This window comes from Herbaspirillum hiltneri N3 (assembly GCF_001267925.1).
GTDB classification, from domain to species: domain Bacteria; phylum Pseudomonadota; class Gammaproteobacteria; order Burkholderiales; family Burkholderiaceae_D; genus Herbaspirillum; species Herbaspirillum hiltneri.
The window spans coordinates 1,885,227-1,910,547 of sequence record NZ_CP011409.1 but is presented as its reverse complement, the minus strand read 5'-3'; the positions used below and the strand labels follow the sequence as shown (position 1 = coordinate 1,910,547).

General features: G+C 61.9%; 22 protein-coding genes. 6 read left to right on the top strand and 16 right to left on the bottom strand.

Annotated features, from left to right (window positions below):
* Positions 1-17: 17 nt before the first annotated feature.
* The gene (locus F506_RS08580) at positions 18-1,331 is read right to left on the bottom strand and encodes a YihY family inner membrane protein (protein ID WP_053196612.1); all 1,314 of its coding nucleotides are present in this window, start codon (positions 1,329-1,331) and stop codon (positions 18-20) included.
* Positions 1,332-1,474: 143 nt separating this feature from the next.
* Between F506_RS08580 and wrbA the strand changes: the two genes are divergently transcribed.
* The 4 genes from wrbA to F506_RS08560 all read left to right on the top strand — a co-directional run bounded on the left by wrbA (position 1,475) and on the right by F506_RS08560 (position 4,470).
* Positions 1,475-2,086, top strand: coding sequence for an NAD(P)H:quinone oxidoreductase (wrbA, locus tag F506_RS08575; protein WP_053196610.1), 612 nt, complete (start codon positions 1,475-1,477; stop codon positions 2,084-2,086).
* On the top strand, positions 2,087-2,491 hold the full coding sequence (locus F506_RS08570) for a DUF2069 domain-containing protein (protein ID WP_053196608.1): 405 nt from the start codon (positions 2,087-2,089) through the stop codon (positions 2,489-2,491).
* Positions 2,492-2,514: 23 nt separating this feature from the next.
* Positions 2,515-3,945 (top strand): FAD-binding oxidoreductase, encoded by a 1,431-nt coding sequence (locus F506_RS08565; RefSeq protein ID WP_053196607.1) that lies wholly within the window; start codon positions 2,515-2,517, stop codon positions 3,943-3,945.
* A gap of 75 nt (positions 3,946-4,020) precedes the next feature.
* The gene (locus F506_RS08560; RefSeq protein ID WP_053196605.1) at positions 4,021-4,470 is read left to right on the top strand and encodes a DUF4124 domain-containing protein; all 450 of its coding nucleotides are present in this window, start codon (positions 4,021-4,023) and stop codon (positions 4,468-4,470) included.
* Positions 4,471-4,543: 73 nt separating this feature from the next.
* On the opposite strand, the gene F506_RS08555 is transcribed toward F506_RS08560, so the two are convergent.
* Together F506_RS08555 and F506_RS08550 are read right to left on the bottom strand one after the other, a co-directional pair.
* Positions 4,544-6,175: a methyl-accepting chemotaxis protein gene (locus F506_RS08555; protein ID WP_053196603.1), complete on the bottom strand. Its 1,632-nt coding sequence runs from the start codon at positions 6,173-6,175 to the stop codon at positions 4,544-4,546.
* 263 nt (positions 6,176-6,438) lie between these two features.
* A complete protein-coding gene (locus F506_RS08550) occupies positions 6,439-8,526 on the bottom strand; it encodes a putative bifunctional diguanylate cyclase/phosphodiesterase (protein WP_053196601.1) in 2,088 nt (695 codons plus the stop codon).
* A 285-nt stretch (positions 8,527-8,811) separates the two neighbouring features.
* On the opposite strand from F506_RS08550, the gene F506_RS08545 reads away from it, so the two are divergent.
* On the top strand, positions 8,812-10,098 hold the full coding sequence (locus F506_RS08545; protein ID WP_053196599.1) for a phospholipase A: 1,287 nt from the start codon (positions 8,812-8,814) through the stop codon (positions 10,096-10,098).
* Between the two features lie 77 nt (positions 10,099-10,175).
* On the opposite strand, the gene gorA is transcribed toward F506_RS08545, so the two are convergent.
* Together gorA and F506_RS08535 are read right to left on the bottom strand one after the other, a co-directional pair.
* On the bottom strand, positions 10,176-11,528 hold the full coding sequence (gene gorA, locus F506_RS08540) for a glutathione-disulfide reductase (protein WP_053196597.1): 1,353 nt from the start codon (positions 11,526-11,528) through the stop codon (positions 10,176-10,178).
* A gap of 8 nt (positions 11,529-11,536) precedes the next feature.
* Positions 11,537-13,141, bottom strand: coding sequence for an ABC transporter permease (locus F506_RS08535; protein WP_053196595.1), 1,605 nt, complete (start codon positions 13,139-13,141; stop codon positions 11,537-11,539).
* Between the two features lie 215 nt (positions 13,142-13,356).
* Between F506_RS08535 and F506_RS08530 the strand changes: the two genes are divergently transcribed.
* The gene (locus F506_RS08530; protein WP_053196593.1) at positions 13,357-14,460 is read left to right on the top strand and encodes an ABC transporter ATP-binding protein; all 1,104 of its coding nucleotides are present in this window, start codon (positions 13,357-13,359) and stop codon (positions 14,458-14,460) included.
* A 118-nt stretch (positions 14,461-14,578) separates the two neighbouring features.
* Here F506_RS08530 and F506_RS08525 read toward each other — a convergent pair whose 3' ends face one another.
* The 11 genes from F506_RS08525 to F506_RS08475 all read right to left on the bottom strand — a co-directional run bounded on the left by F506_RS08525 (position 14,579) and on the right by F506_RS08475 (position 25,229).
* The gene (locus F506_RS08525; protein WP_053196591.1) at positions 14,579-15,613 is read right to left on the bottom strand and encodes a Fe(3+) ABC transporter substrate-binding protein; all 1,035 of its coding nucleotides are present in this window, start codon (positions 15,611-15,613) and stop codon (positions 14,579-14,581) included.
* A gap of 300 nt (positions 15,614-15,913) precedes the next feature.
* A complete protein-coding gene (locus F506_RS08520) occupies positions 15,914-16,144 on the bottom strand; it encodes a hypothetical protein (protein ID WP_016833422.1) in 231 nt (76 codons plus the stop codon).
* Between the two features lie 187 nt (positions 16,145-16,331).
* The gene (locus F506_RS08515; protein ID WP_053201401.1) at positions 16,332-17,678 is read right to left on the bottom strand and encodes a TAXI family TRAP transporter solute-binding subunit; all 1,347 of its coding nucleotides are present in this window, start codon (positions 17,676-17,678) and stop codon (positions 16,332-16,334) included.
* A gap of 28 nt (positions 17,679-17,706) precedes the next feature.
* Positions 17,707-18,150 carry a cyanase gene (gene cynS / locus F506_RS08510; protein ID WP_053196589.1) on the bottom strand — a complete coding sequence of 148 codons (444 nt, stop codon included), beginning with the start codon at positions 18,148-18,150 and terminating at the stop codon, positions 17,707-17,709.
* A gap of 42 nt (positions 18,151-18,192) precedes the next feature.
* Positions 18,193-19,071, bottom strand: coding sequence for an ABC transporter ATP-binding protein (locus F506_RS08505; RefSeq protein ID WP_053196587.1), 879 nt, complete (start codon positions 19,069-19,071; stop codon positions 18,193-18,195).
* A gap of 18 nt (positions 19,072-19,089) precedes the next feature.
* Positions 19,090-19,968: a nitrate ABC transporter permease gene (gene ntrB / locus F506_RS08500; RefSeq protein ID WP_053196585.1), complete on the bottom strand. Its 879-nt coding sequence runs from the start codon at positions 19,966-19,968 to the stop codon at positions 19,090-19,092.
* Positions 19,968-21,377: a CmpA/NrtA family ABC transporter substrate-binding protein gene (locus F506_RS08495; RefSeq protein ID WP_053196583.1), complete on the bottom strand. Its 1,410-nt coding sequence runs from the start codon at positions 21,375-21,377 to the stop codon at positions 19,968-19,970. Before F506_RS08495 ends, ntrB begins: the two co-directional genes overlap by 1 nt.
* Before the next feature lie 160 nt (positions 21,378-21,537).
* Positions 21,538-22,182: a response regulator gene (locus F506_RS08490; protein WP_053196582.1), complete on the bottom strand. Its 645-nt coding sequence runs from the start codon at positions 22,180-22,182 to the stop codon at positions 21,538-21,540.
* 40 nt (positions 22,183-22,222) lie between these two features.
* Positions 22,223-23,407, bottom strand: a complete 1,185-nt coding sequence (locus tag F506_RS08485; protein ID WP_407638239.1) for a sensor histidine kinase — start codon at positions 23,405-23,407, stop codon at positions 22,223-22,225.
* Between the two features lie 193 nt (positions 23,408-23,600).
* Positions 23,601-24,362, bottom strand: coding sequence for an SDR family NAD(P)-dependent oxidoreductase (locus F506_RS08480; protein ID WP_053196578.1), 762 nt, complete (start codon positions 24,360-24,362; stop codon positions 23,601-23,603).
* Positions 24,363-24,509: 147 nt separating this feature from the next.
* Positions 24,510-25,229, bottom strand: a complete 720-nt coding sequence (locus tag F506_RS08475; protein ID WP_053196575.1) for a FadR/GntR family transcriptional regulator — start codon at positions 25,227-25,229, stop codon at positions 24,510-24,512.
* Positions 25,230-25,321 lie beyond the last annotated feature (92 nt).

The window sequence follows — 25,321 nt, the reverse complement described above, 5'->3', positions numbered from 1 at the left end:
ACTCCGGCGGACGCTACTCAGCGCCCGGTACCCACGCCGACCGGCGCCGGGGCCGCGACTTCACGCAAATCGGGCGCCTGCGCGCCTTCCGAGAAATAGGACGCCAGCGTCTGATCCAGCACCTGCGACACCGCACTTTCAACGCGGTTGACCAGTTGCTGGTCTTCCCCGGCATGGGTGGCGCTGTCGAACACGAACAGGCGATACACGTCCACCAGCTTCAGTGACTCGGGATTGATCAGCAATGTCCAGCGGTCCAGGCCGTCGGCCAGGCGTTTGTTCCAGGCCGACAGGCGCGGCGCCTCGCCTTTGAGGGAACCGACCCAGCCCGCTTCGAGCATCTTCTGCAACAAAGTCTGCAGCTCCTCCAGCCCGAGGTGCGTACGCGTGCGCAGCAGACCGGCATCCACCTTCGCCGACTCGCCGTTGGCGCGCGCTTCATGCAAGATCTTCAGCACTTTCATGGCGTCGATGAATTCGCTGCCCGGCGACGCCACGTGCCACCAGCGCTCGTAACGCACGATCGGCAGCGCTGCCGTTACCAGCGCGCCGACCAGCGTGATCATCCACAGCATGTAAATCCACAGCAGGAAAATCGGCAAGGCCGCCACTGTCCCGTACACCATCGTGTAGGTCGGGAATTTCATGACATAGCTGGCAAACAGGCGCTTGGCGATTTCCACCCCCACGCCCGCCAGCAAGCCGCCCCAGACCGCGTCACGCCAGTCCACCCATTGATTCGGCACGGCGATGTACAGCAGCGTGAATGCGCTGGTCGTCAGCAGCACTGACACCAGCGTGTAAAAACTGGCGCCGATGAGCGGCACGCTGGTGACCACTCCATTGGTGGCGGAATACAGGTACGAAGTCACGCTGATGGAAATCCCGATCAGCAAGGGACCGAGCGTAATGATGGCCCAGTACACCAGGATGCGCTGCAGCAAGGGGCGCGACTTCTTGACGCGCCAGATCTGGTTGAACACGCGGTCGATGGTCGCCATGGTCAGCACCGACGTCAGGATCAGCGCGACGCCGCCGACCGCCGACAAGCGCGCGGACTTGGACGAGAACTGGTTCAGGTAACCGAGAATGGTGCTGGCCACGCCCTTGGGCATCAGGCTCTGGACGAAATAGGCCTCCAGCGCCGAGCGGAACGTGCTGAACAGCGGGAAGGCGGTGAAGATCGCCAGCGCAATGGTCAGTAGCGGCACCAGCGACAGGATGGTGGTAAACGTCAGGCTGCCCGCCACCTGCGGCAAGCGATCGTCGCTCAGCCGCTTGGCGGCGAACCGGAACAAATCACGCAACTGGGTACGAGACAAGCCCTGCATGGGTTTCAGAAAAGTAAGCAAGAGGAAGCAATCAAAATCACGACGAAGCCGGAACAGCGCTTCATCATGCACCAGGTTTCATTCTCGGAATGCGAGCAGTAAAACGCGTGCGATGGATAAATAAAGGCTCCTATAATACCAACATGCCGAACACAACTAATATAACGATACTGGTGCTGTACTACTCGAGACACGGCTCCACCCGCAAACTGGCCGAGCTGATTGCCCAGGGCGTGGAAAGCGTGCCGGGCTGCGATGCGCGCCTGCGCACCGTACCCGCCGTCTCCACCGTGACGGAAGCCACCGAACCCGACGTGCCCGCCGATGGCGCGCCCTACGTCGAATTGAGTGACCTCGAACAGTGCGCCGGACTCGCGCTGGGCTCGCCGACGCGCTTCGGCAACATGGCCGCGGCGATGAAATACTTCTGGGACGGCACCGCGCCGCAATGGCTGGCGGGTGCGCTGGCCGGCAAACCCGCCAGCGTGTTCACGGCGACCGGCAGCATGCACGGCGGCCAGGAATCGACGTTGCTGTCGATGATGATTCCTTTGCTGCACCACGGCATGCTCATCGTCGGCCTGCCCTACACCCATCCCGAGCTGATGAGCACCAGCACCGGCGGCTCGCCTTACGGCGCCAGCCACTGGGCCGGGGTCAACGGCAACCAGGCGATTTCCGACGATACCCGCGCGCTGGCAGTTGCCCTCGGCCGCCGCCTCGCACAGAACGCCATCAAACTGCAGGAGACTTGAATGAGCACCCTGAGCACGCATCGTTTTCGCATCTTCCACCTCGGCGCCGCCGCCAGCCTGGTCGCGCTGATCATCCTCTGCGTGGCCTGGGAACTGGTGCTGGCGCCGCTGCGGCCGGGCGGTTCGTGGATGGTGCTCAAGGTGATTCCGCTGCTGTTCCCGCTGCGCGGCGTGCTCAAGCGCGACGTCTACACCATGCAATGGTCGTCGATGCTGATCCTGCTGTACTTCACCGAAGGCATCGTGCGCGCCACCAGCGACCGCGTCGCCACGTCGATCACGCTCGGCTGGGTTGAAGTCGCGATCAGCTGCGTGTATTTCCTGTGCGCGATCCTGTACCTGGCTCCCTACAAGAAAGCCGCCAAGGAAATCGCCCGCCAGGCCATCCGGAAGGCTTCGCAATAGCGCTCCAGACCTCATCATTCATCATGACTGCAGCACAACAAGATTTCCGGCAAGATTTCCTGCAGGCCTGCCGCGACGCCATCGGCATCGCCCACTTCCTGACTGCCGATGCCGACACCGCCGGCTACCTGACCGACCAGCGCGGCCGCTACACCGGCCGCGCGCTGGCCGTGCTGCGGCCGGGCAGCACCGAAGAGGTCGCCACCGTGGTCAAGCTGTGCGCCCGGCATCTGGTGCCGATCGTTCCGCAGGGCGGCAATACCGGCCTGGTGCTGGGCAGCGTGCCCGACACCAGCGGCAAGGCCGTGGTGCTGTCGCTGACGCGCCTCAATCGCATCCGCGCGGTCGATCCGGTCAACAACACCATGACGGTCGAAGCCGGCTGCATCCTGCAAAACATCCAGCAGGCTGCCGCTGCGCAACAGCGGCTGTTCCCGCTGTCGCTGGCGGCGGAAGGCAGCTGCACCATCGGCGGTAACCTGTCGACCAACGCCGGCGGCACTGCGGTCCTGCGCTACGGCAATACGCGCGAACTGTGCCTGGGCCTGGAAGTCGTCACGGCGGAAGGCGAGATCATGAGCAGCCTGCGCGGCCTGCGCAAGGACAACACCGGCTACGATCTGCGCGATCTGTTCATCGGCGCCGAAGGCACGCTAGGCATCATCACCGCCGCCGTCGTCAAACTGTTCCCCCAACCCAAGGCGCAGGTCACGGCGCTGGCCGCGCTGCGCACGCCGGATCACGCGCTGCGCCTGCTCAGCCTGGCGCAGGCGCAGTGCGGCGCGGCGCTGACCGGATTCGAGTTGATGTCGGATTTTTGCATGCAGCTGGTTGCCAAACATTTTCCACCGCATCGCGCGCCGTTCGACCGCCTGCATCCGCAGTACGTACTGCTGGAATTATCGGACAGCGAATCCGAAGTCCATGCCTCGGAAATGTTCGAAGCCGTGATCGGACTGGCGCTGGAACAGGAACTGATCGATGACGCCGTCATCGCCTCTTCGATCGCGCAATCGAAAGCGCTGTGGCAATTGCGCGAGCTCATCTCCATGGCGCAGGCGCACGAAGGCAAGAACATCAAGCACGACATTTCGGTGCCGATCTCGCGCATCGGTGAATTCATCCGCGTCACCGACGTGCTGGTGCAACAGGCATCGCCCGGCTGCCGCATGGTCACCTTCGGCCATCTCGGCGACGGCAACCTGCACTACAACGTCTCGCCGCCGCCCGGCATCAAGGACACCGACTTCATCCTCGAACAGCCGGCCATCAACCGCGCGGTGCACGACAGCGTCGACAAATTCGGTGGCTCGATCTCGGCCGAACACGGACTCGGTGCGCTCAAACGTGAGGAAATCCTGCGTTATAAATCACCGGTAGAACTCCGGCTTATGCGCGCCATCAAACAGGCGCTGGATCCTCACGCGCTGATGAATCCCGGCAAAGTGCTCTGACCGCAGCCGATGGCGGCGATCGAGAATTCCGAAAAATCCCGAAAAATTCCGTCTCCACCGCCAGGAGTTTCGCCTATGCCATTTTCCCGTCTGCCCTTGCTTGCATTGCCCTTGCTGCTGTCCACCATGCCCGCCTGGGCGATCTATAAATGCGAAGGCGACGGCCAGGTCACGTACAGCGACGCCGCCTGCGCCAACGGCAAGAGCGTCGCCCTCGAGGACGCGCGCGGCGTAAAGAGCCCGGCGCCGGTGGCCGCCGCCAAAGACAAGGCCGTCCAGCAACGCCTCGACAAAAGCCGTGCCGCCGAGGACAAGCGGCTGAGCCGGCAACGCGAAAAACAGGAGCGCGAAGATGCGCGCGCCAGACTGGTCGCCGAAAAGCAGAAAAGGAAATGCGCCCAACTAGCGCAACGCAAAGCCTGGGCGGAAGACGATCTGCGCAATGCGCCGGTCAAGACCATCGAAAAAGCCCGGCGCAAGAGCCAGCGCGCGACGGAGAACTACCGTGCCGAGTGCACGGCCTGAACCAGGCCTTGAGAATATTCAGCGCAAAAAAAAGCCGTCGCCGGTAAAGGCGACGGCTGCTCCCCACCCCCGATTACCCCAGACGCGGCGCCGGATTGATATCAACCGTGCGTCGCAAAGTCTTTGCTGCAGGCGCTGACAGGCCTGCGGTATTGCCGATATTGAATACGCTGACCAGTTCCGCCAGCTTGCCGGCTTGTTCCTGCAGTGATTGCGCGGCAGCGGCAGCTTCCTCGACCAGCGCGGCATTCTGCTGCGTGCTTTCATCCATTTGTGCGATCGCGCGATTGACCTCTTCGATGCCGGTGCTTTGCTCCTGGCTGGCCGAACTGATTTCGCCGACGATATCGGTGACGCGCTTGACGCTGGAGACGACTTCTTCCATGGTCGATCCGGCCTGGCCCACCAGCTTGCTGCCGACGTCGACCTTGGAGACGGAATCATCGATCAGCGTCTTGATTTCTTTCGCCGCAGCGGAAGAGCGTTGTGCCAGGCTGCGCACTTCGGACGCCACCACAGCAAAACCGCGCCCTTGTTCGCCGGCGCGCGCCGCTTCCACCGCCGCATTCAAGGCCAGGATATTGGTCTGGAAAGCGATGCCGTCGATCACGCTGATGATGTCGACGATCTTCTTGGACGAATCGTTGATGGCGCTCATCGTATTGATCACCTGCCCCACCACGCTGCCGCCCTGGATCGCTACTTCCGATGCCGAAACCGCCAGCTGGTTGGCCTGGCGTGCGTTGTCGGCGTTCTGCTTGACGGTCGAGGTCAGCTGCTCCATCGCCGACGCGGTCTCTTCCAGCGAGCCGGCCTGCTGCTCGGTGCGATTCGACAAATCAAGATTGCCGCTGGCGATCTGGCTGGATGCCGTGGCGATGGTGTCGGTACCGGTACGCACGTTGCCCACGATATTGCGCAGGCTGATGTTCATGTCCTTGAGCGCTTGCAGCAACTGGCCGGCTTCATCCTTGGTTGTCACCGCGATCTCCACCGACAGGTCGCCTTCCGCGACACGGCGTGAGATGCCGACGGCCGTGTTCAGCGGCCGCGTGATGCCGGTCGTCAGATACCAGGCGCAGGTGATGCCCAGCGCCAGCGCCAGCACTTCCAGCACGATCAGCAGGTTGGCGCTTTGCGTAGCGATTTCCGCCACATGCTCATTGAGTTGATCGATGGTCTTGCGTTGCAGCGCAAGCAGGTTTTCCACTTCCGTCGAATAGTTCTTCGCTGCCGGCAAAAAGTCCTTTTCCAGCGCAGCGGCGATCATGGCCGGGTCGGCGCCGGGCTCGTTCTTGGCTTTATAGATAATGTCGCGGGACGACAGATAGACTTTGCGCAGCGCCATGATTTTGTCGTACAACTTCTTTTCTTCATCGCTGGCGATCAGTTCGGCAATCTTCTTTTGCAGATCGCCGGAAATACGCGTGGCTTCGTCGGTCTCCGGCTTGAAGAAAGCCGACAGGCTGGGATCGGAACTCTTGGCTACGGCAATGGTGCGGCGAATGCCGGCATAGGTGTGCCGATACCAGTCGCCGATCATGCGTTCCTTGGCCAGCGGCACGTCCATCATGGCTTGCGTCGCCCTGGCCACACTTTGCAAACGCCAGACGCCGATCACGGCAATCAGGACGGAGAGCGCCAAGATGATGGCGAAGCCCAGTCCGAGACGCTTGCCGATCTTCATGTTTCCAATCACGTTCATGTTGTCCCCCTGCCATTCTGGTCAGGCAAATGTTGATATGTAGTCATGGCTCAGGCGGCCACATACTCTCCATAATGCTCCGGGACGAAAGGCTTGAATGCGTGGAACAGCGTGTGACTGTCGTGTCTGTTCAGTGCTTGCGGGGCTTGCGTTGACGCTCGACAACACGGCGGCGATCGCCGGCTGGGCGACGATTTTTGCCGGAGGGAAAGACCTCGCCGGAAATCGATCCATCGGCGAGGTTGAAGGAAGTCAGGAAAAAATCAGGACGTATGCGCGGTGTTCTTCACCAGGTTGGAAGTCGCCTCGATGAATTTGTCCGGCGGCATCGGCCGGCCCATGAGGTAACCCTGCAACGCGTCGCAACCGACCGAAGTCAGGAAGGTCTGCTGCTTGGTGGTTTCCACGCCTTCCGCGACGATGCGCAAATTGAGCGTGCGGCCCAGCGCCACGATGGCCGAGATGATGGCCGCGTCATCATTGCCGTCGCTGAGGTCGCGCACGAAGCCGCGATCAATCTTGAGCTCGTTGGCTGGCAGGCGCTTCAAATAGAGCAGGCTTGAATAGCCGGTGCCGAAATCGTCGATCGAAATATCCACCCCGAGATCGGCGATCTGCTGCAGCGTCTTGAGACTGCTCTCGGCATCGTGCATCGCGGTGGACTCGGTGACTTCCAGCGTCAGGCAGCGCGCCGGCAGATCATGGCGCGCCAGCGTCTCTTTCACCAGATCGATCAGGTCGATTTGGGCAAACTGCAGCGCCGACAGGTTGACCGCAATCTTCCAGTCTTCGTGGCCGATGTCGTACCAGGTCTTCATCTGGCGGCAAGCTTCATCGAGCACCCATGCGCCGATCGGCACAATCAACCCGGAACGTTCGGCCAAGCCGATGAACTCATCCGGCCCCACCAGTCCATGCACCGGATGCTGCCAGCGCAGCAAGGCTTCGGCGCCCAGCACCGGGCCGTTCGGCGAATTGTACTTGGGCTGATAATGCAGGAGGAATTCGTTGCGCTCCAGCGCCAGGCGCAGGTCTTGCAGCCATTGCAACTGGTTGTGCGCATTGACGTTCATCGACGCTTCAAAGAAATGGTAGCCGTTGCGACCGCTGCGCTTGGTGTGGTACATGGCGGCGTCGGCGTTGATCACCAGGTCGTGGCGGCTGCTGCCGTCCTCCGGATAGATCGCGATGCCGATGCTGGCCGAGACGCGCAGCTCGTGCTTTTCGATATGGAAGGGCTGGTTGATGATCTTGACCAGCTTGTCCGCGACCGTCACCGCATCGTCCGGATCCTTCAGATCCACCAGCATCACGAATTCGTCGCCGCCCAGCCGGGCCACCGTATCCTGCGAGCGCATGATCGAGTGGACGCGTTGCGCCACCTCCACCAGCATCAGGTCGCCGACATGATGACCGAGCGAATCGTTGATCGCCTTGAAACCATCAAGGTCGCAAAACATCAGTGCGAAATGCCCCTGCTCGCGCGCCGCCTTGTTGATGGCCTGATTGAGGCGGTCATCCAGCAACGTGCGGTTGGGCAGCTTGGTCAGGTTGTCGTGCAAGACCAGTTGCGTGAGTTCTTCATTGGCTTCGGCCAGCGAACGCGCCAGCTTGGCGGTGCGCGACTCCAGCCGCGCATCCAGCAGCGAAGTCAGCAAGGCGATCGTCAGCACCGCCAACGTGACGACGATGATCAGGATCGCCAGCCAGCCCGGGCTGACGCCGTCGCGCACGGCCAGGCAGAGACTGCCCTCCGGGAAATTCGCCGCCGCCATGCCGGTGTAATGCATGCCGACGATGGCCACGCCCATCACCACCGCAGCGCCTGCGCGGGCCAATTTGACGTACGGCGTATTGCGGCGCAGGCGGAACGCGATCCACAAGGCCGCGCCTGAAGCGCCGACGGCAATGGCGATGGAAGCAACGAAGAGCAGAGGATCGTAGTGAATACCCGGCGTCATCAGCATGGCGGCCATGCCGGCGTAGTGCATCGAGGCGATGCCCACGCCCATGACCAGCGCACTGTTGAGCAGGCGGCGCAGCGGCAGCTCGGGACGGCTGACGATCCATAGCGCAAAGCCCGAGACGCCGATCGCGATCAGCAGCGACAGGAAGGTAATCCACGGGTCATAGCCCAGATCGATGGGCAGGCGGAATGCGAGCATGCCGACGAAATGCATCGACCAGATGCCGATACCCATCGCCACAGCACCGCCGAACAACCAGGAGCGACCTGCATATTCCTGGGTCGCATTGATCCGCTCGGTCATGTCCAAAGCAGTATAGGAGGCGAGCACCGCCACCAGCAGTGACACAACAACAAGTAAACTATCGTAGGAAGCGGATAACATGATGAGGAAATATGGAACTAATAATCAACATTATTTAGGTATTTAGCCCATTATCCCGCAAAAAGAGATATCGAAGTCTGACGAAGTCTGAAATCAGGGCGCTTTACATTCTTAAGTGTATGAAACGTCGGATCGAAGCAACTTTACGCGTGGAAACCAATCCATATCGCCAGAGCCTGTTCATATCAACGGACGCTGATGCACGCTCCCTACCATCGACAAACTGACAAACCGACCTATACGACAATGCGCTCATCGCCTACAACAGTAAAAAATCCAGGCCTCATGCTCCTCCCCAGCCAGCCGCATACTCAACGTCCGTTTGCACCCAAGCGCCTGATCCTGGCGCTCACCGCCATCGGCGCGCTGTCGCTCATGCAGGGCGCCAGCGCCGGTATTTCGCTGCTGCAACCGCCCAAGCTGGTCGACGGCAACAAGCCGTTCACCCTGACCTTGCTGGTCACCGAAGACGACCACGACAGCCAGACGTACGCTATTCCGGACAACCTGGCGGTGGCCGCCTCGGCCGACATGACGCCGCCGGTGCAGTTGCGCATGGAGCGTGAAGCCGGCGCCCCCGCTGAACTCACCCTCAAGCGCGGCGAGTTCCGCAAGATCTCCTACAGCGCCACCCTGCCCGACTACCTGCGCGGCGTGGTGCGCATCGAGACCGTGGGCGTGGATGCCTCGCCGGTGCTGGTCGCGGTGATCCGCCCGAAAGACGGCAAGATGCCGGTGCCGTCGGCTGAAGGCATTGCGCTGGCCGGTGCGGCGACACCGTCGGCATCTGTCATCACGCCGGGCACCGACGCCAGCCCGATCGGCATCGCTCCGGCCGCGCTGGACCTGATCAATATCCCGCGCCTGTCGTTCCACGAGCCGATGTACTTCGCGGTCGGCAACAGCGGCGGCAACCGCAACGCCAAGTTCCAGCTCAGCTTCAAGTTCCGCATCTTCCAGCCGGAAGACATGCGTTCGCGTGGCCTGATCGACAACCTGTATTTCGGCTACACCCAATATTCGCTGTGGGACCTGCAAAGTCCGTCGGCGCCGTTCCGCGACACCAGTTACCGGCCCAGCCTGTTCTACTACCTGCCCGATCTCGGTATCCACAACAGCATTCTGAGCCGCATGGCAGTCTCTACCGGCCTCGAGCACGAGTCGAACGGCCGCGACGGCGCGCAATCGCGCGGCATCAACTCCTTCTTCGTCGAACCGACCTTCACCTTCGGCAATCTCAACGATTACCAGTTGCGCATTTCCCCCAAGGTCTACACCTACCTCGGCCCGAGCTCCGATAATCCGGACATCGGCCAGTACCGTGGCCATGCGGACCTCAAGCTGGCGGTGGGCAAACCGGACGGCGTGGAGTTTTCGACCACCTTGCGCAAGGGCACGCGCAACAGCTCGGGCAGCGCCGATTCGACGCTGTCCTATCCGTTGGCAAAGTTGGTTCCGGGCATGGCCGGCTATTTGATGGCGAGCTATTTCTACGGCTATGGCGAGAGCCTGCTGACCTACAACCAGAAATCGACGCCGCAGTTCCGTATCGGCTACGCGCTCTGGCGCTAAGGACAGGTTCCAAGACCGGCGACGATGTCGCCGGAAAGCACTCCGGCGACAATTCCGGCGACAAGCTTACGCCATGCTCATGCCGCCGGCGTACGCATCGTGACGAACTCCTCGGCCGAGGTCGGGTGGATGCCGATGGTGGCGTCGAACTGGGCCTTGGTGGCGCCGCATTGCAAGGCCACCGCAAAGCCCTGGACGATCTCGCCGGCATCGGCGCCGACCATGTGCACTCCCAGCACGCGATCGCTTTTCGCATCGACCACGAGTTTCATGAAGGTGCGTTCCGTACTGCCGCTCAGCGTATGCTTGAGCGCCTTGAATTCCGATTTGAAGATACGCACTTCACCGACCTTTTTGCGCGCGTCTTCCTCGCTCAGGCCGACCGTGCCGACGTTCGGATGGCTGAACACCGCGGTCGGGATATTCTCGTAAGACATTTCCCGGCCGCCTTTGTTGAACAGGCGCGCAGCCACCACCATGCCTTCCGCCAATGCCACCGGCGTCAGTGCGACGCGATCGATGACGTCGCCGATCGCGTGGACGGAGGGCGCCTCCGAGACGAATTGATCATTGACCTTGACGGCGCCTTTGTCGGTCAGCCCGACGCCGGCCCTCTCCAGCCCGAGGCCGGCAGTGTTGGCGTGACGGCCGGTGGCGAACAGTACGCAATCGGCATCGATGGTCTGGCCGTCGCTGAGCTTGACGCGCTTGCCGCCGCCGCTTGATTCGATGGCTGCAATATTGTTTTCAAACAGGATGGTCATGCCTTTCTTGCGCATTTCTTCAGCCAGGAAAACGCCGAGTTCGCTGTCCATGCCGCGCAGCAGATGCTTGCCGCGATACACCAGCGTGACGTCGCTGCCGAGACCGTTGAGGATCGAGGCCAGTTCCACCGCGATATAGCCGCCGCCCAGGACCACGCTGCGTTTCGGCAAGGCGGTCAGATGGAAGAAATCGTCGGACATGATGCCCAGTTCCTTGCCCGGAATCTCCGGCACCGACGGCCGCCCGCCGGTGGCGACCAGGATGTGCGCTGCGGTGTAGCGCTTGCCGTTGACGCTGACAGTGTGGGCGTCTTCTATCGTCGCATAGCCCGCGACGATGTCGACCTTGGCGCCGTCGAGAATCTTGCGGTAGATGCCGTTGAGGCGCGCGATTTCCTTGTCCTTGGCGGCGATCAGCGCCGCCCAGTCGAAACTGGTCTCCCCCACGGTCCAGCCGAAGCCGGCGGCATCGGCGAAATCTTCATGGAAATGCGCACCGTAGGACATCAGTTTTTTCGGAATGCAGCCGACGTTGACGCAGGTGCCGCCCAGATCCTTGCTCTCCGCAATCGCCACGCGCGCACCATATTGCGAGGCGAACCGGCTGGCGCGCACGCCGCCGGAACCGCCTCCGATGGTGAACAGGTCGTAATCATATTGGCTCATGGTTTCCTCTATTGTTTGTTCAGGGCCCGCGTGACGAGCATTACCGGGATCAGGCCGACCAGCACGATGCTCAGCGCCGGCAATGCCGCCTCGCCGAGACGTTCGTCGCGCGCCAGATTGTGGGCGATCACGGCCAGCGTATCGGTGTTGAAAGGACGCAGCAGCAGCGTCGCCGGCAACTCTTTCACCACGTCGACGAACACCATCAACGCCCCCGTCGCCAACGAACGCCACAGCAAGGGCATGTGCACCTTGTACACGATGCGGCTGCGCGAAGCGCCCATGGTGCGTGCGGCTTCGTCCATGCTCAGCGGAATGCGCGTGTAGCCGGCTTCCACCGACTGCACCGCCACGGCCGTAAAGCGTACCAGATACGCATAGATCACGCCGAGCGCGGTCGCCGTCAGCCAGACGCCTGCGCTGCTGCCCGGAAACGCCGCCTGCAACCACGCCATCGGCAGCAGGATGCCGACCGCAATCACCGAACCGGGAAGCGCATATCCCATGGACGCCAGGCGTGCAACGAAACGCAGCAGCGCCGATCGGAAGCGCGGCAAGCCGGCGGTGCGCTGGGCAAACCCCAAGGCCAGCGCCAGCACCACCGCCATCGCCGCAGCCAGGCCGCCGAAACGGAAGCTGTTCCAAGTCCAGCCGGCGTAACGCGCGAAATTGGTCGCCATCGACAACTCGCTCTCGCGCCACATCAATTGCAACAGGATCAGCACCGGCAGCACAAAGCCCAATACCACCGGCGCCGCACACACCAGCCACGCCAACCCCTCGCGCGCACCGAGCAAGACCGGCAAGCGCGCTTCGGCGCCATCGCCGCGGTGACCGCGCACCGTGGCGAAACGCATGCGTTGCTGTTCGCGCCGCTCCAGCCATAGCAGCACCGCGACGAACAACAGCAACAGCGACGCATACTGGGCCGCAGCGATGCGGTCATCCATCACCATCCAGGCCTTGTAGATGCCGGTGGTGAACGTGGTCAAGCCGAAATAGGCGCTGACGCCATAGTCGGCCAATGTCTCCATCAAGGCCAGCGCCGCACCCGCCATCAGCGCAGGCCGCGCCAGCGGCAGGGCCACGCGGCGGATGCGTGCGCTCAACGGTGTGCCGAGCAGACGCGCGGCCTCCATCAGATGCACGCCGCGCTCACCGAGCGCATTGCGCGCCAGCAGGTAGGCGTAGGGATACAAGGTGAAAATGAACAGGAAGACCGCTCCCGCCAGGCTGCGCACGTCGAAGCGAAACCCCGGCCACAACGCGCGCAGGCTGCTTTGCAGCACGCCGCCATATTGGAGGAAATCGGTGTACGCATACGCGCACACATAAGCCGGCATCGCCATCGGCAGCAGCAGCGCCCAGGAAAAGAAACGCTTGCCGCGAAACTCGAACAAGGCGATCGTCGCCGCCGTGGCGGCGCCGACGACGATCACGCCCAGCGTGACAAACAAGGCCAGCCATGCAGAGGTCGCAAGGTAGCCCGGCAACACCGTCTGCATCTGCTGGCACAAGGCATCGATGGCAGCCGCGTCGAGCTGCAGCCATGCACCGGCGATGCCGAGGATGGGCAGGGAAATCAGGAAGGCGATCAGGCCGATAAGATACATAAATTCACGATGAAAACTGGTCCGGCGTGCGCTGCGCATCGGCGTTGATGCGCTACACTTCGCGTGGAGCCCGCTCACCCTCTTGCCGTGAACAGGTTCTTGTTGAAAACGGGTAAAAATCATACTGCGTGCGCATTGTAGCGGCAGGCATCGCCTTCCGCCGATTTTTCCCGGCATGAAAAGACACTCAAAATCGCAGCTCGAAAAGGACCGCCATGTTTCTGCAAGTCGATCAGGTCAGCATCAGTTATCCACGCGCCGTTGCGCCGGCAGTGCAGGCGGTGTCGTTCGCGCTGCGGCCCGGCGAACTGGGCGCGCTGATCGGTCCTTCCGGCAGCGGCAAGACCACCTTGTTGCGCGCCATCGCCGGACTCGAACAAGCGCATGCCGGCAGGATTCTGCTCGATGGCCAGTTGCTGGACGGCCCCGGCGTACGCATCGCCGCCGAGCAACGCCGCATCGGCATGGTGTTCCAGGACTTTGCGCTGTTTCCCCATCTCGATATCGAAGCCAACATCGGCTTCGGCCTGCACGGCGATCATCGTGACTACGGCAACTATGGCAACAAACAGCAGCGTCGCCGGCGCGTGCAGGACATGCTGGAACTGGTGGGCCTCGACGGCATGCAGGGAAAATTCCCGCATCAGTTGTCCGGCGGCCAGCAGCAGCGCGTTGCACTGGCGCGCGCCCTGGCGCCGCAGCCGCGGCTGTTGCTGCTGGACGAGCCGTTCTCCAGCCTCGACGTCGAATTGCGCGAACGCCTCGCCGAAGACGTACGCCGCATCCTCAAGCAAGCCGGCATCACCGCGCTGATGGTGACGCACGACCAGATGGAAGCGTTCGCCGTCGGCGACGTGGTCGGCGTCATGCAGAAGAGCCGTCTCGAACAATGGGACCAGCCCTATGCGCTGTACCACCGCCCCGCTACGCGTTTCGTCGCCGACTTCATCGGCCATGGCATGTTCGTGCCCGGCGCGCTGGTGGGCGCGGCCGGCGACATGGCGATGGAAACGCCGCTGGGCCGCCTGCACGACGTTTCGCGCATCATGGAAACTCTGCAATCCAGCGCAACCCACGGCGCGCCGTTCGACGTACTGCTGCGCTCCGACGATATCGTGCACGACGACCTGTCGCCGTTAAAGGCGCGCATCGTGCGCAAGTCTTTCCGCGGCGCCGACTTCCTCTATACCCTGCAACTCGACGGCGGACTGGAATTGCTGTCGCTGGTGCCTTCGCATCACGACCACGCCATCGGCGAATCGATCGGCATCCGGCTTGATGTGAATCACGTGGTGGCGTTTCCGCGCGCGGCCGGTTGAAGCAGACGCCTGCCCGCAGAACAGCGCCCTTTTTCACTTCCCCATCGTTAAAAAGCACCGGAGGCCATGGCGCCCGGTGCTTTTTTCATGCCCGCAGAAACAGGCGATTACGCCCGCATCATTTGTAGCCGACGCGATCGAGCATCTGCAACACCTTCTGCTGATTGCGACCTGTCGCGGCAACGTCGATCACTTCCGCCTTGAACGGCCCCAGCGTGTCGAGCGCGGCGTTGCCGGTCTTCACGCTTTTGACTGCCGGCCACTCGTTGTTGCCTTCGGCAAAATAACGCTGGGCATCATCGCTGGCCAGGTATTCCAGGAACTTGACGGCGTCGGCCTTGTGCGGCGCATTCTTCGCCACGCCGGCGCCGGCGATGTTGACGTGTGCGCCAAAGGTCTTCTGATTCGGCCAGACCACGCCGAATTTACTGACCACGGCGATGTCTTCCGGCTTGGTCGACTTCATCAGCCGCGCAACATAATAGGAATTGGAAATCGCCACACCGCATTCACCCGAAGCGACCGCCTTGATCTGGTCGGTATCGCCGCCCACCGGCGAGCGCGCCATGTTGGCGACCATGCCCTTCAGAATGGCTTCGGTTTTGGCTTCGCCGACGTGCTCATACAGCGCACCGAACAGCGAGACGTTGTAAGGATGTGCGCCGGAACGGGTGCACAGCTTGCCCTTGTTCCGGGGATCGGCCAGCGACTCATAGGTATCGACGTCTTCCGGCTTCACGTTTTGCTTGTTGTAGACGATCACGCGGGCGCGTGTCGAGAAACCGAACCATTGCGACCCATGGCCGTCATCCTTGCCGCGCAGGTTGGCGGGAATGCGCGCTTCCAGCACGCCGGATTTCACCGGTTGGAACAGGCCGTCGTTCTCGCCGCGCCACAGGCGGGCAGCGTCGACCAGCAGGATCACATCAGCCGGGCTTGCGGCGCCTTCGCTTTTGAGACGAGCCAGGATACCGGCGTCATCGGCGTCGACACGGTTGATCTTGATGCCGGTGGCCTTGGTGAAATTACCGTACAGGGCCTCGTCGGTCTGATAGTGGCGCGCGGAATAAAGGTTGATCACCTTTTCCTGAGCAGACACGCCCGCCGACGTTGCCGCCAGCACCACACCTGCAACAAAAGTACGTAAAAACATGAACTTATCCTTTTATGCTGATTGATCAGTCTGCTTCCCGGCAGGTACACGAAGTCCAAAAAACACAAGACAACGCGCCTTTGCGCAACCGGAAAGACGACCGACTATAGCATGAATGAGAATAATTCCTGTTTTAAATTCAGCTTTTTGTCAGGATTGAGAATCTGAAAAAACGGCGACTGATGAAGGCGGATAAGCTGCCGGCAATGCGACACCGGCCGACCGGCTCGCATTCACAACACGGCGCGCACGCGGCCAGCGCCGCCAGACGCTGTTGCATCGGTATCAACATCAGCATGTTCAGGCACGCGCCTTGGACAGCACGACCAGCCAGCGGCGGAACAGCAGGATTTCCAGGTGACCGGCTTGCAGGCCGGCGCTGCACTCGATCACGGGATTGACGCGGTAGCGGCGTACATACGAGTCGCGGCACACGAACATTTCGCGGCGGCCGAAACGCAGGCTGAAAGACGAAGGGGAAGAAGATTCCAGACCAAAGCGAGCGCCTGAAGTGAGATCCAAGTGAGTCATGGCAGTGGTTCCTATCTCGGTTGAAGAGATTCCACTGTATCACAACTACTGTATAAATAAACAGTAGTTTTTGATCTCGTTGTTTTTTGAGTGATTTCGGAAAATTTTCGATTTCAATCCGAATTCAGCCCATTCTACCTTGTTCAGGCCGGAATGGGCCAAACCAGACAAATCCACTCCAGTCAGCTCAAGTACCGCTCTCAAGCCGGCTGCGCACAAACCCGATGTGTTCGCGCAGCACGTAGAACTGGTCAGCGAAGGCCAGCGGCATCTTCATCCGATTGACCGAGGTTTCGATCTCATCGAGCTGCCTCAGCATCTGCTCCTGCTCTTCCTTGGTATGCGTGGTGACGCCGCGCTCCAGCGTGATCAGGACGCCATACCATTTATAGATGCGCGAACGGATGCGCCAGCCGTACAGCAGCGGCACCAGCTTGATGCCAGGAATCAGCAGCAGGATGATCGGCAGCAGGACCACCATCGTGCGGTCCACCAGACTCGCCAGCCAGAACGGCAGCGTGCGGTAGAAGAAGCTCTTGCCCGACTTGTAATAGCGTGCGGCATCGTCGCTGATCGGATATTCATGCGCCAGCGGCGCCGGGAACTCGCCCGCCTTTTGCAGCACGCTGGCCTTGCCGTGCACTTCGCGCGCCGCTTCGATCAGCAGGTCCGACAAGGCCGGATGCAGGTCGTCGCGCGCGATCAGCTCGGCGGTCGGTGCGATCAGGCGGATCGTATGGTCCGGAAGATTCCGGCGGAAGTCGAACACGCCCGGCGGCAGGGTCAGTTCATTGAGATAACTGAAGCGGCGCGTATAAGCCGACGCTTGCGAGAAGTCCAGCAAGCGGATGCCGTTGGTGCGCAGCAGCTTGCCCATGGTGGCCGGCGCCGCCGACTCGCCCATGAGGAAGGCGGCATCGATCTTGCCCTTGCCGAGCGCGTCCGCCGCCTCGTCGCCGCCCATGTCGATCAGTTTGGTCGCCCCGCCCGGCTCGATTCCGCTTGCCTTCAGCAAGGTCAGCGCCAGTACCCGCGAGCCGCTGCCCTGCAGACCGATGGCGATGCTCTTGCCGGTCAGCTCGGACAGGCGCGACACCACCTTGTCGTTGCGGTAGAACACCGATACCGGCGAATACGCCACGCTGCCCAGCGACACCAGGCTCTCGATATTGACGCTGTCGGCGATGCCGCCCTGCACGAAGGCGACATCGACGTCACCGTCGGGATCGGTCAGCTTGCGCAGGTTGTCGAGCGAACCTTCCGAGGCCACGATCTTCACCGTCACGCCGTCGCGCGCGAGGATTTTCTTGTATTTCTCGGCGACGTTCCAGAAATTGCTGTTTTCCGGCCCGGTCGCGATGGTGATGGTCTTCGGCGGCGCCGGATGGATCAGCCAGATCGCCAGCCAGACGCCGACGACGATCAGCAGGACCATGGGGCCGAAACTGACGGCCAGGTCGCGCCACGAAATGGCGACGAAGCGCGCCTTCATGGCGCTGACGGAATGCTTGTGGGGGGCGGTAGTTTTTTCCATGCGGCTTATTTTACCGCCCGCCATCGGTTTAATACGTTTTGTAAGGCAGGAACTTTCCGCTCAGCACCACATTCACGCGATCGCCGGCCGGATCGGCCTGGCGCTGGATATCCATCTTGAAGTCGATCGCGCTCATGATGCCGTCGCCGAACTCTTCGTGGATCAGCTCCTTGATGGTCGAACCGTAGACGCTGACGATTTCGTACCAGCGGTAGATCAGCGGATCGGTCGGCACCGGCGTCGGCAGCGAGCCCTTGTACGGCACGATCTGCAGCCACAGGGTTTCTTCGTCGCTCAGGCCGAACAGCTCCTGCGTGACGGCCGCCTGCCTGGCGGTCAGGGTCATCTGGCCGAGCATGGCGGCGGTCGTCCATTCCTTGCTCTGGCCGATGCTTTCGGCGATGGCGGACCAGGTCATCTTGTTCCTGACCTTGGCTTGGATGATTTTTTGGGTAACGAGATTGCGGTCCATGAAGTTCTCCTTGCGATGAATGTAAAAAATGATCGTGAAAAATCAAGCTGCTGCTTGCGGGAAATCGGCCAGCGCATCCGGTGCGCCCTGCTCCAGCCCGGGCATCACGACGCGCGTCACGACATCTTCCGCACCGGCTTCCTGTATGCGGCGCGAACGATGCACCAGGAAATCCACCAGATGGTTGCGGATGCGATAGAACTGCGGATCGTGGTGCATGCTTTCGCGCGTGCGCGTCTTGGGCATGGTGTTGACCACCACTTCCGCGATGCGCGCCCGCGGGCCGTTGGACATCAGGAAAATCTTGTCGGCCAGCAGGATCGCCTCGTCGACGTCGTGCGTGATCATGAACACGGTCTGGCGCGTGGCGCTGCAGATCTTCAGCAGCTCGTCCTGCACCACTCCGCGCGTCAACGCATCGAGCGCACCGAATGGCTCATCCATCAGCAGCATCTTGGGCTCGATGGAAAATGCCCGCGCAATACCGACGCGCTGCTTCATGCCGCCCGACAGCTCGGACGGCTTTTTGTGCTCCGCCCCCTTGAGACCGACCATCTCGATGAAGCGGCGCGCATGCTCCTCGGCCTTGGCGCGCGGCCAGTCCGGCCAGCGCGAACGCACCGCGAACACGACGTTGCCCAGCACGCTGAACCACGGCATCAGCGCATGACTCTGAAACACCACGCCGCGGTCCAGGCTCGGGCCTCTGACCTCGCGCTGATCCATGATCACCACGCCGCCCGACGGCGCTTCCAGGCCGGCCAGCACATTCAGGATGGTGGTCTTGCCGCAGCCTGAATGGCCGATGATGCAGACGAACTCGCCCTTGTCGATGCCGAACGAGACCTGGTCGAACACCGGCAGACCATCATCGGTGTAGCGCTTGCTGAGGTTCTCGACGGTGAGAAATGCTTTTTCCATATATCGGTCCCGTTGCGCCTATTCCGTGTAAGTCACCAGTTTTTGCAGCCGCGCAAAAAACAGGTCCAGCACCATGCCCGTCACGCCGATCACCAGGATCGCGAAGATCACGCTGGTCAGCGACAGGTTGTTCCATTCATTCCAGACGAAATAGCCGATGCCGGTGCCGCCGACCAGCATTTCGGCCGCCACGATCACCAGCCATGCAATCCCCATGGAAATGCGCATGCCGGTCAGGATGGTCGGCGCCGCCGCCGGCAGGATCACCAGGAAAGCCTTGCGCAGCGGCGTGACTTCCAGCGTCTTGGCGACGTTGAGCCAGTCGCGCCGTACCGACGCCACGCCGAACGCGGTGTTCATCAGCATCGGCCACACCGAGCAGATGAAGATCACGAAGATCCCCGAGATCGACGAATCCTTGATCGTGTACAAGGCCAGCGGCATCCACGCCAGCGGCGAGATCGGCTTGAGGATCTGGATGAAGGGGTTCAAGGCCCTTTGCATCAGCGGCGACATGCCGAGCAAGAAACCCAGCGGAATCGCCACCAGCGCCGCAATCGCAAACCCCACCCCGACCCGCGCCAGCGAGTAGCCAAGCTGGATACCGATGCCCTTGTCATTGGGACCGTTGTCGTAGAACGGATTAGCCAGCTCCTTGCGCATGGTTGCCCCCATCTGCGCCAGCCCGGGAAACCCGCTGGCCTTGACGGGTGAACTGCTGCTCTTGCCCATCAGCTTGGCATATTCGTCTTCAGCCGAAGAAGACGCAGCCGAGCCTGCGTCGAGACGCGCACTCTCCTTCGGCGCCGTCGCCAGATGCCACACCAGCAGCAGGCAAGCGAAGATTACCAGCGAGATCAGCGCAGCGCGCCAACCCAGTTGCGAAGCCGGCTTCATCAGGTGGTCCTCTTGATGGGAAAGCTGTTGACGTAGGCGTCAGCCTTGGCCGGATCGAATTCCTTGCCCATGATCTTGTACTTGCGGTATGCGCCGTCCGGCACCGGCTGGCCGAGTTCCTTCATGTATTTCTTGGCGTCGGTCAGCAACAGCACGCGCTCGGCGATGCCCTTGTAATCGACCTCTCCTTTCACATAGCCCCAGCGCTTCATCTGGCTCAGGATCCACACCGCCATCGAATCCCACGGCACCGGATCGAAGTCGGCCCGGCCCGGCACGTTCTTGACGTTGCCGAGACCATCGGCAAAGCGGCCGGTCAACACCTGCTCGACCACGGTCTCGGGCTGATTCAGATACGCCGCCGGAGAAATCACCTTGGCCACCAGCGAGCGGTTGGCCGGATCGCGCGCCATCGCAGCGGCGGTCAGCACGGCGCGGAACAGGGCCGCGAAGGTGTTGGGATTCTGCTTGACGAAATCTTCCGACATGCCGAAGGCGCAGCACGGATGGCCATCCCAGATTTCCTTCGACAGGATGTGGATGAAGCCGACTTCGTCATACACCGCGCGCTGGTTGAACGGATCGGGTCCGAGGAAGCCGTCGATATTGCCGGCGCGCAGGTTGGCCACCATTTCGGGCGGCGGCGTGACGCGGATCTGGACATCGCGGTCCGGATCGAGACCGTGCTCGGCGAGGTAATAGCGCAGCAGGAAATTGTGCATCGAATACTCGAACGGCACCGCGAATTTGAAACCCTTCCATTGCCTGGGATCGCGCTTGTCCTTGTGCTTCACATGGAGCGTGATGGCCTGGCCGTTGATGTTCTGGATGGTGGCAACGCGCATCTGCACCGGATTGCTGCCCACGCCCATCGACATCGCCAGCGGCATCGGCGACAGGAAGTGCGAGGCGTCGTGCTCCTTGTTGATCATCTTGTCGCGGATCAGCGCCCAGCCGGCGGTCTTGTTGAGCGACACGTTCAGGCCCTGCTTGCGATAGAAGCCGAGCGGATCGGCCATGATCAGCGGCGCCGCGCAGGTGATGGCGATGAAGCCGATCTTGAGGTCCTTCTTTTCAATCGCACCGTTCTTCTCTTGCGCCATCGCCTGCAAGGCGCCCAGCGGGAACATGCTGGCGATCGCGGCACGCGCGGTATTGATGCCGACCGCCCGCAGGAAATCGCGCCGTTGCTCCGCCTGCGGGAACAACGCGCGCATCACCGATTCTTCCACCACGTCGTTGCTCAGTTGCTCGGCATCCTGAGAACGCATCTGCGCCTGTGCATCTGCCTTGCGCTGCTGCGCGTCGTCGTGCGCCGTCTGGCTGGCGTGCTTGCCGCAGGAGCAGGTATTGCCTGCGCGCCCGGCGTCGTAGGTGTGGAAGATGGTGCTGTCGATTTCTTTTGGCATGGATTCCCCCGATGGATGAGTGAAGTAACGGCTGCTTGTTACTCCATCACGTGCAAGGGGCTTGCCAGCGTGCTTTGCGATGTCATCGCCACACGACGTCTTGTAGTGGAACGACTACAAGACGCTGTCAAGGTGGCAACTTACCGGCAATCTATGCGGGTCATGCGGGAAGCAATTGATGCCGCACGGCGTACATGGCGATGCCGACGTCGTTGCTGGCGCCGGTCTTCTCCAAAATGCGGCTACGGTAGGTGCTGACCGTGTTGGGGCTCAGGGTGAGCTGGTCGGCGATTTCCTTGACGCTGCGCCCGGCGGCGATCAGCTGGAACACCTGGTATTCGCGATGCGACAGCGTCTCGTGTGCGGCGCGCTGGGTGCTGGCGGAATAGGCGCTGAGTTCGGCCGCCAGCGTCTCCGCCATGTGCGGACTGACGTACACGCCGCCGTCGGCTGCCTTGCGGATCGCGGCCACCAGCTGTTCGGTGTCGGCGCTCTTGTTCAGGTAACCTGCCGCGCCGAGACGATAGCAGCGCGCGGCATATTGTTTCTCGGGATAAGTCGACAGCATCAGCACCGGCAGGCGCGGCATCTCCTGCTTGAGCTGGCGCAGCACGTCGAGGCCGTCCTGCAGCGGGATGGCGATGTCCAGCAAGACCAGGTCGATCGCCTCCACGCGCGCCTTGCGCAGCACCTCCGGTCCGTCGGCGCACTCTGCCGCCACCTCGATGTCGGGCGTGTCGGCGAGGATCTGCTTGAGGCCTTCGCGCACGATGCGGTGGTCGTCGCAGAGCAGGATACGGATCATTGTTTTCCTTGTTGCCGTCTGACCGTTGATTGTCGGATTGTCATGCGTGAACGTCGTTCCTCAGCGGCAAGACCAGGCGCACGCGCGTGCCCGGGTTGCCGCTTTCCGGTGCGCCGGCCGCCCCCGCTGCACCATCAACGGCGTTTTCGATATCCAATGCGCCAGCAAAGTGCAGCGCCCGTTCACGCATGCCCATCACGCCGTAGGACTTCGGATTGGCCAGCGCCGCCGGCGGCACGCCGACGCCGTTGTCTTCCACTTCCATCAGCAACGCATCCGGCGTCAGGCGCACGGTGATCCTCGCCTGCGTTGCTTGCGAATGCTGTGCCACGTTGCTCAGCATTTCCTGGAAGATACGAAACGCCGCCGTCGCCAACGTGCCTTGCGGCGCAAACGCCTGCGCGGAGATGTCGAAGTCGACGTCGCACGGCAACTCGGTCGCCTCGGAAAATTCCTGCACCTGCCACTCCAGCGCCGCGATCAGCCCCTGGTGATCGAGAATGCTCGGCCGCAGATCGGTGATGATGCGCCCGACGTTGTCCACTGCCGCCTCGATCAGCCGGTTCATGCTGGCGCACTTGCGCGCCACCGGCTCGCGGTCGGCGACCCGGCCGGCCATCCAGTTCACGTCCAGCTTGAGCGCCACCAGCAGACTGCCGAGCTCGTCGTGGATCTCGCGCGCGATGCGCGTGCGCTCATCCTCGCGCACCGAATGCGCATGCGCCGACAGCTCGCGCACCTGCACCAGGGCAGCTGACAGCTCGCGCGTGCGCTCGGCCACGCGCTGCTCCAGCTCCGCCTTGGCGCGCTGCAACTGCTCTTCGGCCAGACGCCGCTTGGAAATGTCGCTGAAGGTAATCACCGCCCCGCGCACCTGGCCGCCGTCGATGATCTGATAGGAAGAGTATTCAGTGGCGAAGTGCGTACCGTCGGCGCGCCAGAATACTTCCTGATCAACCCGGCACGACTCCCCCTTGCGGAAAGCCTTCAGGATCGGACACTCTTCTTCCGGATAGTGTGCGCCGTGTTCATGACTATGGTGCACCAGCTCATGCATGTTCTTGCCCAGCACCTGTCCGATCGGATACCCGAGCATCTCGGCGCCGGCACGATTGATGAAGGTGCAGCGGCCGTCGAGGTCGATGCCGTAGATGCCTTCGCCGGTGGAGTCGAGAAGGAGCGTCAGCTTGTCGCGCAACAGCGTCGCGTCGCTGGAACTGCGCATGACGGAAGCGATGGCGCTGATCGGTTTTATTTCGGCAGGAGCGGACATGTACATCCCGGTTTATGCAGACACGAGACCTAGTGCAATCCTCATGCCAATACTCTCCGGAAACTTGCCGTAGATAAAACAACGCCGCCTTGAGCTCTCGCTAAAGGCGGCGTGGTGTCCCGGACCGACTTTTATTAAGCCGGCATCACGGCATGTACTGCCCGCCATTCACATCAATGATCTGCCCCGTCACATACCCCGACAATTCATCCGAAGCCAGGTACAGGAAGGCGCCGTCGCATTCCGCCGGGTCGCCGATGCGGCCCATCGGGATGGTTTTGCGGAAGGATTCCAGCTGCTCCGGGGTGGTGAAGCGTTCCTGGAACGGCGTCATGATCACGCCCGGCGCGACTGCGTTGACGCGGATATTGTCCGGCTGCAGCTCCTTCGCCATGCCGCGCGTGATGGTGCTGACGAAGCCTTTCGACGCTGCATAAATCAGCGCGCCGGGGCCGCCGCCATGGCGTGCCGCCACCGAGGTGACGTTGATGATGTTGCCGCCACCCTGCTTGCGCATGACCGGGATCACGGCGCGCGTGAACGCCACCACCGAACGTGCATTGATCTGCACGACTTCGTCGAACAGGTCGTCGCTGATCTTTTCCAGCGCTTCGCGCTTGACCAGGCTGCCGGCGTTGTTGATCAGCACGTCAATGCGGCCGAGCTGTTCGACTGCGCTGGCAATGGCCTTGTCGATGGCCTTGCTGTCGCGCACGTCGGCGCCGATGGTGATGGCCTTGCTGCCGCCCTTGCGGATGTCGGCGGCGACGGCTTCGGCCTCGTCTGCCGACTTGTTGTAATGGACCACGACGTGGGCACCCTTGGCGCCAAAGGCGCGCGCGGCTGAAGCGCCGATACCGGTGCTGGCGCCGCTGATGAAGACGACCTTACCTGCTAGATCTTGCATTGCTGTTCTCCTGGGAAAGTGAGCATGGCGTGAACCAAAGGGGAAATCACGGTCCGGCTCGTTTCAATGTGGCGTTCTTTGAAGGCCGGGGTGTTTTTTATTTTTCTGAGCAAATTGAAATCAAATCAACGTCAATGACGGCGCATGTCAGTCGTGCACCGATTCATCCTTGTTCTGCGCCGCGCCGCGATAAGCGTCGCGTACGCGGATGAGGTGCGTACGCATGGCTTCGGAGGCCTGCTGCGGATCGCGCGCCTTCAATGCGGTAAGAATGTCGCGGTGGTCCTGCAGGCTGCGCTCCAGCGTGGCCGGAATGCGCGAGGTGATGGTGCGGCTTTTCTTGCCGAGCATGTAGAGGCTGCCGGCGATGCTTTGCAGGAACGGATTGTCGCAGGCTTCGATGATGGCTTCGTGGAATTCCACGTCCGCGGCGGCGAAGGCGGCCGGGTCGCTCAGCAGGCGGGCTTCATCGTCGACATTGCGCGTCAGGCGCTCGATCTCTTCTTGAGCCATGTGCGTGGCGGCCAGCGCGGCGACACCGGTTTCGATGATCAGGCGCGCGTCGAACAACGCTTCCAGCGTGCCGGCGTTGAGGTCGATGATCATTTCCAGCGGCTCGAGCAGTTCACGTGTTTCAAGCTTGCCGACGAAGGTGCCTTCGCCCTGGCGGATACGCAGCAAGCCGAGCAGCGCCAGCCCGCGAATCGCTTCGCGCACGGCCGGACGCCCGACGCCCAGCATGGCCGCCAGTTCACGCTCCGGTGGCAATTGCTGGCCGGGCTTGAGCAGGCCGCTGCGGATCATGGTGAGCAGGCGTTGCGCGACTTGCTCGGAAATGGATTTCTGGACGATGGGATCGAAGGACATGGAGTCTGCTTGGGGTGCCTGTTATATGTCTGGTCGCCGAAGGATACCCACAGTGCGTGGACGTATGGTAAGACCTTTGGGTACGCAGAGAA

Excerpts from the sequence above, each read along its gene's own strand:
- F506_RS08570 (WP_053196608.1), top strand. The coding sequence starts at position 2,087 with ATGAGCACCCTGAGCACGCATCGTTTTCGCATCTTCCACCTCGGCGCC.
- F506_RS08525 (WP_053196591.1), bottom strand. The coding sequence starts at position 15,613 with ATGTTTTTACGTACTTTTGTTGCAGGTGTGGTGCTGGCGGCAACGTCG.
- F506_RS08580 (WP_053196612.1), bottom strand. The coding sequence starts at position 1,331 with ATGCAGGGCTTGTCTCGTACCCAGTTGCGTGATTTGTTCCGGTTCGCC.
- F506_RS08480 (WP_053196578.1), bottom strand. The coding sequence starts at position 24,362 with ATGCAAGATCTAGCAGGTAAGGTCGTCTTCATCAGCGGCGCCAGCACC.
- F506_RS08490 (WP_053196582.1), bottom strand. The coding sequence starts at position 22,182 with ATGATCCGTATCCTGCTCTGCGACGACCACCGCATCGTGCGCGAAGGC.
- F506_RS08555 (WP_053196603.1), bottom strand. The coding sequence starts at position 6,175 with ATGAACGTGATTGGAAACATGAAGATCGGCAAGCGTCTCGGACTGGGC.
- F506_RS08560 (WP_053196605.1), top strand. The coding sequence starts at position 4,021 with ATGCCATTTTCCCGTCTGCCCTTGCTTGCATTGCCCTTGCTGCTGTCC.
- F506_RS08550 (WP_053196601.1), bottom strand. The coding sequence starts at position 8,526 with ATGTTATCCGCTTCCTACGATAGTTTACTTGTTGTTGTGTCACTGCTG.
- F506_RS08485 (WP_407638239.1), bottom strand. The coding sequence starts at position 23,407 with ATGCGCAGTTCCAGCGACGCGACGCTGTTGCGCGACAAGCTGACGCTC.
- F506_RS08535 (WP_053196595.1), bottom strand. The coding sequence starts at position 13,141 with ATGTATCTTATCGGCCTGATCGCCTTCCTGATTTCCCTGCCCATCCTC.
- F506_RS08495 (WP_053196583.1), bottom strand. The coding sequence starts at position 21,377 with ATGCCAAAAGAAATCGACAGCACCATCTTCCACACCTACGACGCCGGG.
- F506_RS08520 (WP_016833422.1), bottom strand. The coding sequence starts at position 16,144 with ATGACTCACTTGGATCTCACTTCAGGCGCTCGCTTTGGTCTGGAATCT.
- cynS (WP_053196589.1), bottom strand. The coding sequence starts at position 18,150 with ATGGACCGCAATCTCGTTACCCAAAAAATCATCCAAGCCAAGGTCAGG.
- gorA (WP_053196597.1), bottom strand. The coding sequence starts at position 11,528 with ATGAGCCAATATGATTACGACCTGTTCACCATCGGAGGCGGTTCCGGC.
- ntrB (WP_053196585.1), bottom strand. The coding sequence starts at position 19,968 with ATGAAGCCGGCTTCGCAACTGGGTTGGCGCGCTGCGCTGATCTCGCTG.
- F506_RS08565 (WP_053196607.1), top strand. The coding sequence starts at position 2,515 with ATGACTGCAGCACAACAAGATTTCCGGCAAGATTTCCTGCAGGCCTGC.
- F506_RS08475 (WP_053196575.1), bottom strand. The coding sequence starts at position 25,229 with ATGTCCTTCGATCCCATCGTCCAGAAATCCATTTCCGAGCAAGTCGCG.
- F506_RS08545 (WP_053196599.1), top strand. The coding sequence starts at position 8,812 with ATGCTCCTCCCCAGCCAGCCGCATACTCAACGTCCGTTTGCACCCAAG.
- F506_RS08530 (WP_053196593.1), top strand. The coding sequence starts at position 13,357 with ATGTTTCTGCAAGTCGATCAGGTCAGCATCAGTTATCCACGCGCCGTT.
- F506_RS08515 (WP_053201401.1), bottom strand. The coding sequence starts at position 17,678 with ATGGAAAAAACTACCGCCCCCCACAAGCATTCCGTCAGCGCCATGAAG.
- F506_RS08505 (WP_053196587.1), bottom strand. The coding sequence starts at position 19,071 with ATGGAAAAAGCATTTCTCACCGTCGAGAACCTCAGCAAGCGCTACACC.
- wrbA (WP_053196610.1), top strand. The coding sequence starts at position 1,475 with ATGCCGAACACAACTAATATAACGATACTGGTGCTGTACTACTCGAGA.